The 14,316-nt window shown below is 53.0% G+C and carries 14 protein-coding genes; 5 read left to right on the forward strand and 9 right to left on the reverse strand.

The features are described from left to right. Positions 1-3: 3 nt before the first annotated feature. The 5 genes from HMPREF3178_RS13035 to HMPREF3178_RS13055 all read right to left on the reverse strand — a co-directional run bounded on the left by HMPREF3178_RS13035 (position 4) and on the right by HMPREF3178_RS13055 (position 4,816). Positions 4-711: a fimbria/pilus chaperone family protein gene (locus HMPREF3178_RS13035; protein WP_023321144.1), complete on the reverse strand. Its 708-nt coding sequence runs from the start codon at positions 709-711 to the stop codon at positions 4-6. Positions 712-821: 110 nt separating this feature from the next. Further along, positions 822-1,505, reverse strand: a complete 684-nt coding sequence (locus tag HMPREF3178_RS13040) for a DUF1120 domain-containing protein (RefSeq protein WP_017145723.1) — start codon at positions 1,503-1,505, stop codon at positions 822-824. A 301-nt stretch (positions 1,506-1,806) separates the two neighbouring features. After that, positions 1,807-2,193, reverse strand: a complete 387-nt coding sequence (locus HMPREF3178_RS13045) for a RidA family protein (protein WP_004102792.1) — start codon at positions 2,191-2,193, stop codon at positions 1,807-1,809. 24 nt (positions 2,194-2,217) lie between these two features. Beyond that, entirely contained in the window at positions 2,218-3,636 is a 1,419-nt protein-coding gene (locus HMPREF3178_RS13050) for a Na+/H+ antiporter NhaC family protein (RefSeq protein ID WP_004102794.1), read from the reverse strand. After that, entirely contained in the window at positions 3,629-4,816 is a 1,188-nt protein-coding gene (locus HMPREF3178_RS13055) for a trans-sulfuration enzyme family protein (RefSeq protein ID WP_017145722.1), read from the reverse strand. The genes HMPREF3178_RS13050 and HMPREF3178_RS13055 overlap by 8 nt, the downstream gene beginning before the upstream one ends. Before the next feature lie 489 nt (positions 4,817-5,305). Here HMPREF3178_RS13055 and HMPREF3178_RS31425 point away from each other — a divergent pair, with 489 nt between their 5' ends. Both HMPREF3178_RS31425 and cspF read left to right on the forward strand, forming a co-directional pair. Further along, on the forward strand, positions 5,306-5,476 hold the full coding sequence (locus HMPREF3178_RS31425) for a YnfU family zinc-binding protein (protein WP_213799282.1): 171 nt from the start codon (positions 5,306-5,308) through the stop codon (positions 5,474-5,476). Positions 5,477-5,651: 175 nt separating this feature from the next. Beyond that, complete coding sequence (gene cspF / locus HMPREF3178_RS29905; RefSeq protein ID WP_017145721.1) at positions 5,652-5,864, forward strand: cold shock-like protein CspF; 213 nt, start codon at positions 5,652-5,654, stop codon at positions 5,862-5,864. A gap of 47 nt (positions 5,865-5,911) precedes the next feature. Here the strand turns inward: cspF and HMPREF3178_RS13060 are convergent, their stop codons facing one another. Continuing rightward, positions 5,912-6,784 (reverse strand): LysR substrate-binding domain-containing protein, encoded by an 873-nt coding sequence (locus HMPREF3178_RS13060; RefSeq protein ID WP_004102798.1) that lies wholly within the window; start codon positions 6,782-6,784, stop codon positions 5,912-5,914. A gap of 106 nt (positions 6,785-6,890) precedes the next feature. On the opposite strand from HMPREF3178_RS13060, the gene budA reads away from it, so the two are divergent. From budA to HMPREF3178_RS13075, 3 genes are read left to right on the forward strand one after another with little or no spacing between them, the layout of a single operon-like run. Beyond that, positions 6,891-7,670, forward strand: a complete 780-nt coding sequence (gene budA / locus HMPREF3178_RS13065; RefSeq protein WP_004102800.1) for an acetolactate decarboxylase — start codon at positions 6,891-6,893, stop codon at positions 7,668-7,670. Next, positions 7,642-9,360 carry an acetolactate synthase AlsS gene (alsS, locus tag HMPREF3178_RS13070; protein WP_202406650.1) on the forward strand — a complete coding sequence of 573 codons (1,719 nt, stop codon included), beginning with the start codon at positions 7,642-7,644 and terminating at the stop codon, positions 9,358-9,360. The genes budA and alsS overlap by 29 nt, the downstream gene beginning before the upstream one ends. 23 nt (positions 9,361-9,383) lie before the next feature. Then, on the forward strand, positions 9,384-10,154 hold the full coding sequence (locus HMPREF3178_RS13075) for a (S)-acetoin forming diacetyl reductase (protein WP_004113512.1): 771 nt from the start codon (positions 9,384-9,386) through the stop codon (positions 10,152-10,154). 53 nt (positions 10,155-10,207) lie between these two features. Here HMPREF3178_RS13075 and HMPREF3178_RS13080 read toward each other — a convergent pair whose 3' ends face one another. From HMPREF3178_RS13080 to HMPREF3178_RS13090, 3 genes are all read right to left on the reverse strand, one after another. Further along, positions 10,208-11,278, reverse strand: a complete 1,071-nt coding sequence (locus tag HMPREF3178_RS13080; RefSeq protein WP_004113513.1) for an ABC transporter ATP-binding protein — start codon at positions 11,276-11,278, stop codon at positions 10,208-10,210. Further along, positions 11,271-13,040, reverse strand: a complete 1,770-nt coding sequence (locus tag HMPREF3178_RS13085; protein ID WP_004113515.1) for an ABC transporter permease — start codon at positions 13,038-13,040, stop codon at positions 11,271-11,273. Before HMPREF3178_RS13085 ends, HMPREF3178_RS13080 begins: the two co-directional genes overlap by 8 nt. A gap of 71 nt (positions 13,041-13,111) precedes the next feature. Beyond that, the gene (locus HMPREF3178_RS13090; RefSeq protein WP_004113517.1) at positions 13,112-14,200 is read right to left on the reverse strand and encodes an ABC transporter substrate-binding protein; all 1,089 of its coding nucleotides are present in this window, start codon (positions 14,198-14,200) and stop codon (positions 13,112-13,114) included. Positions 14,201-14,316: the final 116 nt, after the last annotated feature.

The following is a 14,316-nucleotide window of genomic DNA, read 5'->3' on the forward strand; positions in this document are numbered from 1 at the left end:
CCCTTATTTTTTATTCAGATCGGAGATAAAGCTTGGAACTTCGACACCATAGCGGCTGGCAGGGAAAAATTTAACCTTGTTATTCTTGCTTACAGGTTTATCCATAGATACTGCCATAGTCTCACCGGGCAAAATATAAGTCTTGGCCAACCTTCCCTGAATATTTTCTGGCTGCAAAAGTATCTTCTGCGCAAGGCGAACAACGTATTTACTTGGATTTTTAACTGAAACAGAAGTCCCTGAATCTGTCCATTCAAGATATTTCCACGCATCGGTTACAACAGACAGCTTTGCAGGTCTAATAAGCACGGGCAAATCCTGTCTAATATTAATGCCGATTTTTACATTCTTATCATCACTCTTTGGTGGAATGCCTTCAAAAGTGACTCGTTTATAATGCTCAGTGCTTAATGGCTCTTTATTCTGTAGAATAAAACGAAGCTGTTGTGTCTGACCAGGTTCAAGACGAACTACCGGTTGCGTAATAATGAGCTTCATGCCTTTATCATCGGGTAAATCAACGATATTGGTATAAAGCAATGAGGGGTAAGTATCGGTATTTTTAATGTTAATCGTACCACTATGTGTTGCTTCATCAATGACAAGCAGACTGGTTTCTGGCACCATTCCTGCAGCATGAATACAAAATCCTGTTGAATATAATGATACTATTAAGAGTGTTTTCACCAACGAGATTTTCGACCAAGACATAGGAATCCCTTTATAAAAATATTGACATCCGTGTTTATCCTGCAGTTAAGAAGAGTAAATACACTGTATTTACTCTTCTTATTCATTCAACTCAACAACTGAGAATATGCTTACAGATAACGCAGGCTGATAGTCAACTGACCGTTGAGTTTGGTGTCATCGGTAATAGCCAGTTTATCTGTACTTTCAATCGCCAGAGACGTGGTCAACGGGAATGTTGCTGTCTGGAAGGCCAGGGGCTCAAGCGCGCCAGTGGCGGCCACGGTGATATCACGATAGTTTTCTCCCTGAGTTTTTCCAGTAGCCAATTTTGCCCAATTTGTATTTCCTGAACCAGTTTGTACATAAATCAGATCAACGGATTTACCATCAGCCGTGACGCTGTCAACATTGACAAACATAGTATAGTTGCCGATTTTTACACCATCGTTAGTCAGCCCAACGCCGTACGCCTGAGAATTCGCTGGCACTCCACTGTCACCAACAAAATCTCTTTGGCTAACAAAAATTCCGGCGCGAGTATCCGCTTTATCATCCACCATGTTCCAGGATACTTTGGTCGCGGCTGAACAAGTGATACTGAAATCAATATTTTTATGTCCCAGTTGATTGACCTCTGTCGCAGAAAGGTCTCCCAAAGAAATAGTTCCGTAATCAACAACGCCGCCATTACTTAATTCAGGCGTGCACGCCGCATTTGTCAGGGTGCCTGTAACCTTCAACACGGCGCTTCCCGCTGCGAATGCAGAACTTACACAAAGCGACAAAGCCGTAGCCAAGAATATTCTCTTCATTTTTCATCCTTAAATTATAAGTCTAATTCAGTTCACAACTCCAAATCACATTCAACGGCTAGATTAGCAGAGTTAGATGTTTGGAGCGCAAAGTGATAATACAGAAAATATTAATACATATAATTACAATTCCTAAAAATTGTTTTTAAAGGCACTAAATAAATCACTATTAATGATACGATACAAAAATAAAATATTTTAATTTCAACTTATGCTTTTGCAATCTATTGGACTGTCTAATGGGGGCTTTATAAAAAAAACGGCGGCTAATAAGCCGCCGTTGAGCCGTCTTTCGCGTGAATTATCCCTGCCAGGCGATAGCTTCAATTTCTACTTTAACGTCCTTTGGCAGCCGGGCGACCTCTACGCAAGAGCGCGCCGGGAAAGAAGCGTTACGCTGAGTGAAGAACGCCGCGTAGGCATCATTAATGGCGGCGAACTCGTTCAGATCCTTGACGAAGATAGTCATCTTACAAATATTGGCGACCGTCAGGCCGCCAGCCTCAATGATTGCCTGAATATTCTCGAGGCTCTGTCGGGTTTGGCCTTCGGCGCACTCGGGAATAGTGCCCGTTTGCGGATCGATGGGTAGCTGACCAGATGTAAAAATAAAATTTCCGCTGCGCACGCCCTGGATATAGGGGCCAATTGCCTGCGGCGCATTTTCTGTCGCGATAGCCTTAGTCATAGCAAATCCTTTAAGAATATTGAGTTAAAGAGTGAAGCCGACAATTAAATAAACAATGAGCGCCAGCCCGCCCGTCACCAGCGCATAAGGCAGCTGGGTGCGAATATGTTCAATATGGTCACAGTTGGTCGCCATCGATGCCACGATGGCATCACTGGAGATAGGCGAAGTCATATCACCAAAGATTGAGCCGGAAATCGCCGCGCCGATCATAAAGTGCGGATCGATGCCTAAGGACACGCCGAGCTGGACGCCAATTGGAATCATGATGGCGAAGGTTCCCCAGGAGGTACCGGTGGCCAGCGACATCACCGCGGCAATCAGGAAGATAAAGCCGATCGAAAAGCCGGATGGAATAACGCCGGAGGTTATCGAAGCAATATACTGTCCGGTATTCAGTTCCGCCGAAATATGCCCCATCAGGAAGGCCAGAATCATGATTGAGCTGATTTTCACCATACTGGCGTAGCCGATATACAGCTCTTTAAAAAAGTTTTCTACGTTCAGAATACCGCGCAGGCGAAACCAGATAAAAGAGACGACGGTGCCAAACATGACGCCGGAGTAGACCGACATGGAGCCGCTGCCTTTGGAGAATTGTCCCTCACCGGTGATATATAGCACTACCGGCACCATAAGTACGGTGGAAAGGATTGGAATAAAGAAGTTGAGCAATGAGTTGCAGGCCGGATGGTCAATCACCGGGTCCGCTTCCTCTTCGCCATGCTCTTGTTCTATTTCCGTCTGGACCGTTTCAAACTTAACCTCCGCCTTTTTCATCGGCCCCCAGCTACAGCCGGAGAGGATATAAAAAAGCACTGAGGCTAATGAAAACCAGGCCATCGTATTCCAGACCATCGAGCTTGCCAGCACTTCAAATGGCTCGCCGGTCAGGTAGCCTTGCGCAATCTGGACGCCGATAACCCCCATCATCGCCGCTCCCCAGCCGTTGATCATCACCGACGAGCAAACGGACACGCAGGAAGTCTGGATAATATAGGACATCTTTTCCGGCGAGACTTTATAGCGCCGGGCAAGGTTTTTCGTTGATGCGCCGGCAATCAGCTGGTTTATCGAACTCTCGATAAAGATTAACGATGTCACCACCATCGCCAGTAGCTGGACCGACTTTTTATTGGTGACGAAATCATTTTTCTCCGAAAGAAACTGCACCAGCTTTCGCACGCCGCCGGTGACCACAATCAGCCGCATAATGCCGCCGATCATCACCATAAAAATAATCGTTCGCGCATTACCGGCGGAGGCAAAGGTTTCAATAATTCCGTTCAGCGTGCCGCCAACGCCCTGGATAATGCTGTGGTGAATCACCGCATAGCCGACAAAAATACCGGTAAGCAGAGAGAGGATCACCTGGCGGGTCAGAATCGCCAGAATAATGGTGACCAGCGGAGTAATTATCGTCCAGATGCCATAATCATGCATGATGGTTATCCTGTTTGAGGTCCATAGCGGCGAAGGCAATATCCAGGTCCTGGAGTAAGTCATCGATATGTTCAATGCCGACGGAGAAGCGCAGCGTCGTGTCATAAACGCCGATCGCTTCCCGCTCCTCTTTTGACATCGAACCGTGGGACATTGAGGCCGAATGGTTAATCATGCTCTCTACCCCGCCCAGCGATTCCGCCAGCACAAAATAGTGCAGACCGCCGATAAAGCGTTTCAGGCTCTGCATGTCTCCCTTCAGGGTCGCGGTCACTACCGCGCCGCCCGAACGCATTTGCTTCTTGCATAGCTGATGCTGAGGGTGCGACGGCAGCCCCGGATAATAGACGCTGGCAATCGCCGGATGGTTTTCCAGATATTCCGCCACGCGCAGGGCATTACTGCACTGACGCTCCATGCGCAAATCCAGCGTTTTCATACCGCGCAGGGCAAGGTAGGCATCAAAGGGCGAGGCAATAGAGCCGATCGTTGTTTTAATAAAATCGAGCCTCGAGGCGAGCACTTCATTATTGGTAATAACCGCGCCGCCTATTAAATCAGAATGTCCGCCAACATATTTACTGGTGGAGAGCATGACCATGTCCGCCCCCATTTCAAGCGGTTTATGGTTCCAGGCGCTGGCAAAGGTATTATCAACGCAGGTGGTAATGGCGTGTTCTTTAGCAATACGACACACTTTCGCGATATCGACCAGTTCAAGTAATGGATTGGTCGGCGTTTCAATCCAGATTAAGGCGGTATTTTCCCGAATATTCGCCATCAGGCTCTGCTCATCGTTCAGATCGATATAGGAAATTGTGGCGCCGGTGGTGTGCGTTTTTAATTTCTCAAACAGCCGCCAGGTTCCGCCGTAGACGCCCTTCATCGCAATAATGTGTGCGTCTTTGGGCAATAGTTCCATTACGATATTGGTGGCCGCCATTCCCGATGCGGTAGCGGTGGCATATATCCCCCCCTCCAGCTCGGCAAGTGCGGATTCATAAGCTTTACGCGTTGGATTGGAAACCCGGGAATAACAAAAATCGCCGCCTTCATAAAGGTTAGGCTGGATAAAAGAGCTGGCTGTGACAATCGGGGTAAATATAGCGTTGGTTACCGGATCGGATTGGCTTCCAGCATGAACGGCCAGGGTAGCAATATCTTTAGTTCTGGTTTTCATAGGATATACTCAAACTATTATTAGTCATAAAATATCGTGAGTTTTTATTTACGTGGTCAGCGAAGTTGGCACATAAGACTGCCGCCAAAACTCCGTTTAATAGCCAAAAAAATAAACGGTCATATAATCATCAACATCGTGATTTGCGTTCTTCGACCACCATTAAAATGTATATTAGGCGCGGAAGAAAATCTTACCTATTTTCCCTCTAATCCGCGAATAATGGAGAAAATTGTTCTCTGCGCGAAAAAATCACCCACCATTAACTGATTGATAAATAAAACATTGAATTTAAAGGGTGATGTTAATCACAAAAATATGGGGGAAAACTTACTCTTTAACCGCCTGCGGCCACGAAACGATTTTTCTCATACTGGTGCCAGCGATAGGGTTCCTGAGTTCCCTCATTTACGCGCTATGCAGAATGAGTTAGAGCTATTTGCGGCGCAATGCTGTATGGTCGTAAGCCCTTAACTCAGGAAATATCATATGTCAGAACGCAAAGACGCTAAAACTCGCCGTAATTATCTCGTAAAATGCTCCTGCCCTAACTGCTCTCAGGACTCAGAACACAGCTTCAGCCGAGTACAAAAAGGTGCTCAACTCATCTGCCCCTACTGCCATAAATTTTTCCAGTCCTCTGCAAAAACCGCTGCTTAATTATCCCTTGTCAGAAGCCGATTATTGCGCATGATTGCACAATAATCAGCCAGCGCTGATGGCGTTTTTTTGGCAAAGTAAAAGCCCGCAAGCGCGGGTTTTATTTCGATTTGCATAGACTTCCCACTCACTTACTGTATAGTCGTGCCGGTTTTCATATTTAAAAGGTATTTATTTGTTCCAAAAAATGACAGGTATTGTCAAAACATTTGATAATAAAACAGGCAAAGGCCTGATCATCCCCTCCGATGGTCGCAAAGACGTACAGGTTCATATTTCCGCACTATCGCCCGGCGAGCCAACCACAATCAGCCCCGGCATCCGCGTCGAATTTCGTCGAGTCAACGGACTGCGTGGCCCGACCGCCGCCAATGTTTATCTTTCTTAAAACACAGTATAAAACGTCAATAGCTGCTGAATAAGTCACCTCGCCGGTTAAAACATGGCCAGGAAATGCTTCACCGTGCGCGAACGCTCGTAGCGTCGCCAGGCGATAGCAATATCGGTTTTTAGCGGCGCGCCCGCCAAAGGGTGGTAGCTGACGCCAGGTAGCGTGATGCAGGTCATCGACTGCGGCACCAGCGCAAAGCCGAATCCGGCTTCCACCATGCTGAGCGACGACGATATTTGCGATGACTGATAGGCTCGCTGCACGTCAATACCGGCGCGCAGATAGCTGTTGAACACCAGCTCATACAGGCCAGGGGCCACTTCGCGCGGAAAAAGAATCGGCGCCACGTCGGTAAGCTGCTCGAGCGCGAGTTCATCGCATGACGACAGCGGATGCGAACGCGCCAGCGCGATCACCATCGGCTCCTGATCGATAATCCGCAGATTAAAGGCTTTACTGCTTTCACAAGGCAGGCGTACAAAAGCAATATCCAGCTCCGCTTCGCCAAGCGCACCCATCAGCGTCGCCATATTGCCCTCGATTTGATGCAGCGTTACCGCCGGGTAACGTTGTTGGAACTGCTGCAGCAGGCTAAAGATCTGCGGATGGAAGGCATCAGAACTGGTAATGCCCAGCGCCAGCCGACCGTTCAGTCCGCGGGCGATCCCTTTCGTCTTTTCGAGCGCCGCATCGCTCAGGGCGAGGATCTGGCAGGCATCCTCATAGAACGACTCCCCCGCTTCCGTTAGCTCAACGCCGCGCGTTAAACGGCGGAAAAGCGGCGTGCCAATTTCCCGTTCAAGCCGTTGAATTTGTTGGCTTAAAGGCGGCTGTGAGATACCAAGTTCTTTTGCCGCTTTAGTGAAATGTCGCGCCTCGGCGACGGCGACAAAGTAGCGCAGATAACGAAGTTCCATATCGAAAACGTCTCAAACAAGCATAGATTCTATATTGGAACTGTGAGCTGAATCGCGTCAACATTTATTTAACCTTTCTGATATTCGTTGAACGAGGAAGCGGGTAATGAACCATTCTGCTGAATGCTCTTGTGAAGAGAGCCTGTGTGAAACTCTACGAGGGTTTTCCGCGCAACATCCCGATAGCGTCATCTACCAGACCTCTCTGATGAGCGCGCTGTTGAGCGGCGTTTATGAAGGCAATACCACCATCGCTGATTTACTCACCCACGGCGATTTTGGCCTGGGAACCTTTAATGAACTGGACGGCGAGCTGATCGCGTTTAGCAGCGAGGTATACCAGCTGCGCGCCGACGGCAGCGCCCGTAAAGCCCGAATGGAACAGCGCACGCCGTTTGCGGTGATGACCTGGTTTCAGCCGCAGTATCGTAAAACGTTCGATAAACCGGTGAGCCGCCAGCAGTTGCACGACATTATCGACCAGCAAATACCCTCCGATAATCTCTTCTGCGCCTTGCGCATTAACGGTCATTTTCGTCATGCGCATACCCGCACCGTACCGCGCCAGACCCCGCCCTACCGGGCGATGACCGACGTGCTCGACGACCAGCCGGTATTCCGCTTCAACCAGCGCGAAGGGGTACTGGTCGGCTTCCGTACCCCGCAGCATATGCAGGGCATTAACGTTGCCGGCTACCACGAACATTTCATCACCGATGACCGTCAGGGCGGCGGTCATCTGCTCGATTATCAGCTCGACCACGGCGTGCTGACCTTTGGCGAAATCCACAAATTGATGATTGACCTTCCTGCCGATAGCGCCTTCCTGCAGGCGGATCTGCACCCGGACAATCTAGATGCCGCCATTCGCTCAGTCGAAAACTAAGGAGATTCTCGTGGATAATCAACATCAACCTCGCCAGTGGGCGCATGGCGCCGACCTGATCGTCAGCCAGCTGGAGGCCCAGGGCGTTCGCCAGGTCTTCGGCATTCCGGGGGCAAAAATCGATAAGGTCTTTGATTCGCTACTGGACTCCTCAATTCGCATTATCCCGGTACGCCACGAGGCCAACGCCGCCTTTATGGCCGCTGCGGTTGGCCGCATCACCGGGAAAGCGGGCGTCGCGCTGGTCACTTCCGGCCCCGGCTGCTCCAATCTGATTACCGGTATGGCCACCGCTAACAGCGAAGGCGATCCGGTGGTGGCGCTGGGCGGTGCGGTAAAACGCGCCGACAAGGCCAAACAAGTGCACCAGAGTATGGATACGGTGGCGATGTTCAGCCCGGTAACCAAATACTCGGTGGAAGTCACCGCATCCGATGCGCTGGCGGAGGTCGTGTCTAACGCATTTCGCGCCGCCGAGCAGGGACGGCCGGGAAGCGCCTTCGTTAGTCTGCCGCAGGATGTCGTCGATGAGCCAGTCCACGCCAGGGTGCTGCCCGCCAGCGAAGCCCCGCAGACCGGCGCGGCCCCGGACGACGCCATTGAGCGAGTGGCGAAGATGATTGCCGGGGCAAAAAATCCGGTATTCCTGCTCGGTCTGATGGCCAGCCAGACGGAAAACAGCGCGGCGCTCCGCGAATTGCTGAAAAAAAGCCATATCCCGGTCACCAGTACCTATCAGGCCGCCGGCGCGGTAAATCAGGACCACTTTACGCGCTTTGCCGGGCGGGTTGGGCTGTTCAATAACCAGGCCGGGGATCGGCTATTGCATCTCGCCGACCTGGTCATCTGTATTGGCTATAGCCCGGTGGAGTATGAACCGGCGATGTGGAATAACGGTAACGCCGCGCTGGTGCATATCGACGTACTGCCCGCTTATGAAGAGCGCAACTATACCCCGGATATCGAGCTGGTCGGCGATATCGCTGCCACGCTGCACAAACTCTCCGGGCGTATTGACCACCAGCTGGTTCTGTCGCCGCAGGCCGCGGAGATTCTTGTTGACCGCCAGCACCAGCGGGAACTGCTCGATCGCCGCGGCGCGCAGCTAAACCAGTTTGCGCTTCATCCGCTGCGCATCGTTCGCGCCATGCAGGATATCGTCAACAGCGACGTAACACTGACCGTCGATATGGGGAGCTTTCATATCTGGATCGCCCGCTATCTCTACAGCTTCCGCGCTCGTCAGGTCATGATTTCCAACGGTCAACAGACCATGGGGGTGGCACTGCCGTGGGCGATTGGCGCCTGGCTGGTGAACCCGCAGCGCAAAGTGGTTTCGGTTTCCGGCGACGGCGGTTTCCTGCAATCCAGTATGGAGCTGGAGACCGCCGTAAGGCTAAAAGCTAACGTCCTGCATATCATCTGGGTCGATAACGGCTACAACATGGTGGCAATTCAGGAAGAGAAAAAATATCAGCGGCTATCCGGCGTTGAGTTCGGCCCGGTGGATTTTAAAGCCTATGCCGAAGCCTTCGGCGCCAGAGGGTTCGCGGTCGAGAGCGCCGCCGCCCTTGAGCCGACGCTGCGGGCGGCGATGGACGTCGATGGCCCCGCCGTGGTCGCCATCCCCGTCGATTACAGCGACAACCCGCTGCTGATGGGCCAGCTTCATCTCAGTCAACTACTTTGAGTCACTACAGAAGGAATCCAGCAATGAAAAAAGTCGCACTCGTGACCGGCGCAGGCCAGGGTATCGGTAAAGCTATCGCCCTTCGCCTGGTTCAAGATGGCTTTGCCGTGGCCATCGCCGATTATAACGATGCCACCGCACAGGCGGTTGCTGACGAAATTAACCAGCACGGCGGCCAGGCGCTGGCGGTGAAGGTCGATGTCTCGAAACGCGATCAGGTTTTTGCCGCCGTTGAGCAGGCGCGTAAAGGCCTTGGCGGTTTTGACGTGATCGTTAACAACGCCGGGGTCGCGCCCTCTACGCCTATCGAAGAGATTCGCGAGGACGTCATCGATAAAGTCTACAATATCAACGTTAAAGGCGTTATCTGGGGCATTCAGGCTGCGGTAGAAGCGTTTAAAAAAGAGGGCCACGGCGGCAAGATCATCAACGCCTGCTCCCAGGCGGGCCACGTGGGTAACCCGGAACTGGCGGTCTACAGTTCAAGCAAGTTTGCCGTGCGCGGCCTGACGCAAACCGCCGCCCGCGATCTGGCGCATCTGGGAATTACCGTTAACGGCTACTGCCCGGGGATCGTCAAAACCCCCATGTGGGCGGAAATTGACCGTCAGGTTTCCGAAGCGGCGGGCAAACCGCTGGGCTACGGAACCCAGGAATTTGCGAAACGCATTACCCTCGGTCGTCTTTCCGAACCGGAAGACGTCGCGGCCTGCGTCTCTTATCTGGCCGGTCCGGACTCCAACTACATGACCGGTCAGTCGCTGCTGATCGATGGCGGTATGGTATTCAGTTAATAATAAATAAGCTCTGACATGGTTTGCCCCGGCCTCAGCGCCGGGGCTTTTTTTCAGCCTTTCGGGAAGATCCACAGATCGTTGACGGGCAAGGTAAGATGGCAACGTTCGGCATCGCGCAGTGCGCTACCGTAGGCGCGAATAGCGAAATCATCGCCTTCGGTGCGAAACAGATACTCCCAGCGGTCGCCGAGATACATACTGGTCAGCAGCGCTAATTCCAGCATGTTCTCTTCAGGCGAGGAGGCTATGCGCAGGCGTTCAACACGAATGACCGCCGTTGCTTCCGCCCCCACGCTGACCCCTTCCCCGGCCATTCCCCACAGTGCCCAGCTGGCGCCCTCAATGCGCGCCCGACCGTTATCCAGATCGGTGACGGTGCCGTGCAGCCGATTATTGCTGCCCATAAACTCGGCGGCAAACAGCGTTCTCGGGCTGCCGTACATCTCCTGCGGCGTTCCCTGCTGCTCGATGACGCCGTTATTGAGCAGCAAAATGCGATCGGAAATCGCCATCGCCTCATTCTGATCGTGGGTCACCATCAGCGCCGACAGACCCAGCTTGACGATCAGTTCGCGCAAAAAGACCCGCGCCTCTTCCCGCAGCTTAGCGTCGAGGTTCGACAGGGGTTCATCCAGCAGAATGACCGGCGGGTTATATACCAGCGCCCGGCCGATGGCCACGCGCTGCTGTTGTCCTCCGGAGAGCTGATGCGGGTGGCGATTGCCAAGATGCCCCAGGCCCAGCTGATCGAGCACGCTCTGCACCCGCTGTTTGATCTCCGCGGCGGCGACCTTACGTAGCCTGAGGGGGTAAGCCACGTTCTCAAATACCGTTTTATGCGGCCACAGGGCGTAGGACTGGAACACCAGACCCAGGTTACGCTCCTCCGCCGGAATTTCACTACGCGGGTTGCCGTCATAAACGCGGGTTTTACCGATAGCGATCGTGCCGCTGGTGGGCTTCTCCAGCCCGGCGACCGCCCGCAGCAGCGTGGTTTTTCCGCTCCCCGATGGACCGAGCAGCGAGACGACTTCCCCCCGCCTCAGCGCCATAGATACGCCCTTCAGTACCGGGTTATCGCCGTAGGTCAGATGCAGGTTTTCTACCGATAATTCAATCATGTAATTTCACTCCAAAGCGCAGGGCGATGCCCAGACCCACGACCACCAGCAGGATATTAATAAACGAGAGCGCGGCGACGATATCGATAGCCCCCGCCGCCCACAGCGACACCAGCATCGAACCGATAGTTTCCGTTCCCGGAGAGAGCAGATAAACCCCGGTCGAATATTCGCGCTCGAAGATAAGAAACATCAGTAGCCAGGAGCCAATCAGGCCATAGCGCGACAGCGGCACCGTGACGTGGCGGGTGATCTGCCCGCGCGATGCGCCGGTACTGCGCGCCGCCTCCTCCAGCTCAGGCGCCACCTGCAGCAGCGTCGAGGAGATGAGCCGCAGGCCGTAGGCCATCCAGACCACGGTATAGGCCAGCCAGACGCTAAAAATGGTATTACGCAGCGCGCGCAGCTGAACAATCAGATGGTCGCGCAGCCACTCAGCCACCGGCAGCGCCGAGAGCCAGCCGTTTTTCAGCGACTGATCCAGCCACATCGGCAGAAACAGAAACACCCACAAAAATGCCAGCCCGGCCAGCAGCCCCGGCACCGCACGCGGCACCAGCACGCTGTAGTCGAGAAAGCGCGTGACGTTATCCGGTTTGCGGTGCATCGCGATGCCTACGAACAGATAGCAGACCACCGCCAGCGCGCCGCCGATGACCCCAATCGCCATAGAGTTAACGATGGCGCGCAGCAAATTCGGCTGCTGCCAGATGTTGCGAAACGTCGCCAGCGAGAGTTCATCCCACAGCGGGACGCCAACCCCCCAGTTCGAAATAAAGGCCCGCAGCGCAACGCCGATCAGCGGTACGCCGATGGTAACCGTTAACCAGGCCACCACGACGATACCGGCGACCCAGCGCCATTTCCCCAGCGGCAGCGCCCGGGCCTGCGATGCTTTCCCCTTCATGGTGACAAAGCGGTTGGCGGTACGCATCAGGCGGCGCTGGAGCATCACCAGCGGAATGGTGATGCAGATCAGCACCACCGCCACCGCTGCCATCAGATGATAGGAAGGCGTGCCGAGCTTGTTGGTCAGTTTATAAAGATAGGTGGCCAGCACCATATTGCCTTCCGGGTCCCCCAGCACCAGCATCAGGCCGAAGACTTCCAGGCCGAGAAAAAACAGCAGTACGCAGGCATAGAGTATGGACGGTCGTACCATCGGCAGGCTCACCGAGGTCATAACCTGCAGCGGCGATGCGCCAACCGTTCGCGCCGCTTCTTCCACATCCGAACCGACGCTGCGCAGCGCGGAAGAGATATAGAGATAGGCGTGTGGAACGTGCGTCAGTCCGGCGATCGCCACGATGCTGAACATTGAATAGATATTCCACGGCACAAAACCGATCAGCTGCTCCGCCCATTGCGAAAAGAAGCCTACTGGTCCCGCCGCCACCACGTAACCAAAGGCCAGCACCATCGGCGATACGAAAATCGGCACCAGAATCAGCGGCTCAATAATCCGTCTGCCGGGTAAATCGGTGCGCACCATTAAAAAGGCGAGGATCCCGCCGAGAGGAATGGCGATCGCCACCAGGCCGAAGGCGAGAATAAAGCCGGATTTTAGCGCCAGATAAAAATCCGGATCGGTAAAGATAAATTCGAAGGCCTCAAGGCTAAATGCCTTCGAGCGGGCAAAAAAGGGTGCCGAGAGAAAGCTCTGCACCACGATAAATAGCAGCGGGACATAAATGGCCAGCGCCGTTATCAGGACAACAATTCCGCGCGGCAACCCCTGCCACTTTCGGCGTAAAATATTCATAAGCGATCCCTTTAAACCTGGCGGGTATCATGTGGGCTGCGCATCCTGAAAAGATGCGCAGCGCCGGAGGGTTATTTCGCCGCGGCGGTGCGCCACTGTTTGATAAATTCCAGGCGTTGTTTCGGCTCAAGATACGCCAGCAGCGTTTCATCGACCGGAATGGGCTTCAGCGCGCTGCCGAGCATTTTGGTCATACCGTCGATATCATTTTTACCTTCGATATCATTGCGCAGGGAGGGAATATCGGCCTGGTTCGCCAGGATGCTTTGCCCCTTTTCCGAGAGCACGTAATCAAACCACAGCTTCGCCGCATTCAGATGCTCGGCTTCTGCGGTAATAAACGAGACCCGCGAGAGCACCAGCACATAATCTTTCGGGTACGAGATACCCAGCGAAGGGTCGTTTTTCGCCCGCGCCTCCGCGTATGAACCGAGGATGTTGTAGCCAATCAGGTTTTCCCCGGAGGAGACGCGCTCCATCATCGTCCCGGTGGACGATTGCACGGTCAGCCCGCCTTTCGCCATTCCCGCCAGGTCGTCAAAGTAGTGAGCATCGGCTTTACTGTCCTGAACCGCCAGCATAAAACCCAGGCCCGATTTTTCAATATCGTAGGTAGTGACCTTGCCCTTGAACTTATCAGCCTGACCGGCGATCAGCTTCGCCAGCGCGGTGTGCGAATCAGGAACATCCCCTTGCGGGATCAGGCGCTTATTATAGATAAAGACCACCGGTTCATAGGTGGTGCCGTAGGCTTTTTGCTGCCAGACCGCCCATTTCGGCAGCTTATCTTGTTCCGGGGAGGCATACTGTTCCGCATAATCGGTGGCAAGCTTCAGCGCCGTATCCATTGAAGAGCTCCAGACCACATCGCCGCTTCCGCCGCCCGCTGCCTGCTCGCTGATATAACGGTTGTACAATTCGGTACTGTTCATATCGTTATATTCAACTTTAATGCCGGGATATTGCGCTTCAAAACCTTTAATTAACGGACCTGCGGCCTTAGTATCCGTGGTTGAGTAAATCACCACCTTGCCTTCTTTAATCCCCGCATCCACGACCTTTTGATAATCCGCCGGATAGCCCTGAGGGAGCGCAGCAAAGGCCTGACCGGAGAATATGGCCGTCAGTGAAATCACTAAGCCACTAATTTTCATATACATAAAATCAACCTTTAAGCATCATTTATTAAATGTAAATTTAACATATAGCGTGACGTAAGAACCTTGCAACGCCTGGGAATGTTTTTTTACGGCTTTTGTGACGCTGACGTAATTTA

This window comes from Klebsiella sp. HMSC09D12 (assembly GCF_001808475.1).
In the GTDB taxonomy this organism is placed as follows: Bacteria; Pseudomonadota; Gammaproteobacteria; order Enterobacterales; family Enterobacteriaceae; genus Klebsiella; species Klebsiella oxytoca.

Bases quoted from the DNA above. Each gene is read 5' to 3' on its own strand.
- HMPREF3178_RS13035 (WP_023321144.1), bottom strand. From the start codon at position 711: ATGTCTTGGTCGAAAATCTCGTTGGTGAAAACACTCTTAATAGTATCA.
- HMPREF3178_RS13040 (WP_017145723.1), bottom strand. From the start codon at position 1,505: ATGAAGAGAATATTCTTGGCTACGGCTTTGTCGCTTTGTGTAAGTTCT.
- HMPREF3178_RS13045 (WP_004102792.1), bottom strand. From the start codon at position 2,193: ATGACTAAGGCTATCGCGACAGAAAATGCGCCGCAGGCAATTGGCCCC.
- HMPREF3178_RS13050 (WP_004102794.1), bottom strand. From the start codon at position 3,636: ATGCATGATTATGGCATCTGGACGATAATTACTCCGCTGGTCACCATT.
- HMPREF3178_RS13055 (WP_017145722.1), bottom strand. From the start codon at position 4,816: ATGAAAACCAGAACTAAAGATATTGCTACCCTGGCCGTTCATGCTGGA.
- HMPREF3178_RS31425 (WP_213799282.1), top strand. From the start codon at position 5,306: ATGTCAGAACGCAAAGACGCTAAAACTCGCCGTAATTATCTCGTAAAA.
- HMPREF3178_RS13060 (WP_004102798.1), bottom strand. From the start codon at position 6,784: ATGGAACTTCGTTATCTGCGCTACTTTGTCGCCGTCGCCGAGGCGCGA.
- budA (WP_004102800.1), top strand. From the start codon at position 6,891: ATGAACCATTCTGCTGAATGCTCTTGTGAAGAGAGCCTGTGTGAAACT.
- alsS (WP_202406650.1), top strand. From the start codon at position 7,642: ATGCCGCCATTCGCTCAGTCGAAAACTAAGGAGATTCTCGTGGATAAT.
- HMPREF3178_RS13075 (WP_004113512.1), top strand. From the start codon at position 9,384: ATGAAAAAAGTCGCACTCGTGACCGGCGCAGGCCAGGGTATCGGTAAA.
- HMPREF3178_RS13080 (WP_004113513.1), bottom strand. From the start codon at position 11,278: ATGATTGAATTATCGGTAGAAAACCTGCATCTGACCTACGGCGATAAC.
- HMPREF3178_RS13085 (WP_004113515.1), bottom strand. From the start codon at position 13,040: ATGAATATTTTACGCCGAAAGTGGCAGGGGTTGCCGCGCGGAATTGTT.
- HMPREF3178_RS13090 (WP_004113517.1), bottom strand. From the start codon at position 14,200: ATGTATATGAAAATTAGTGGCTTAGTGATTTCACTGACGGCCATATTC.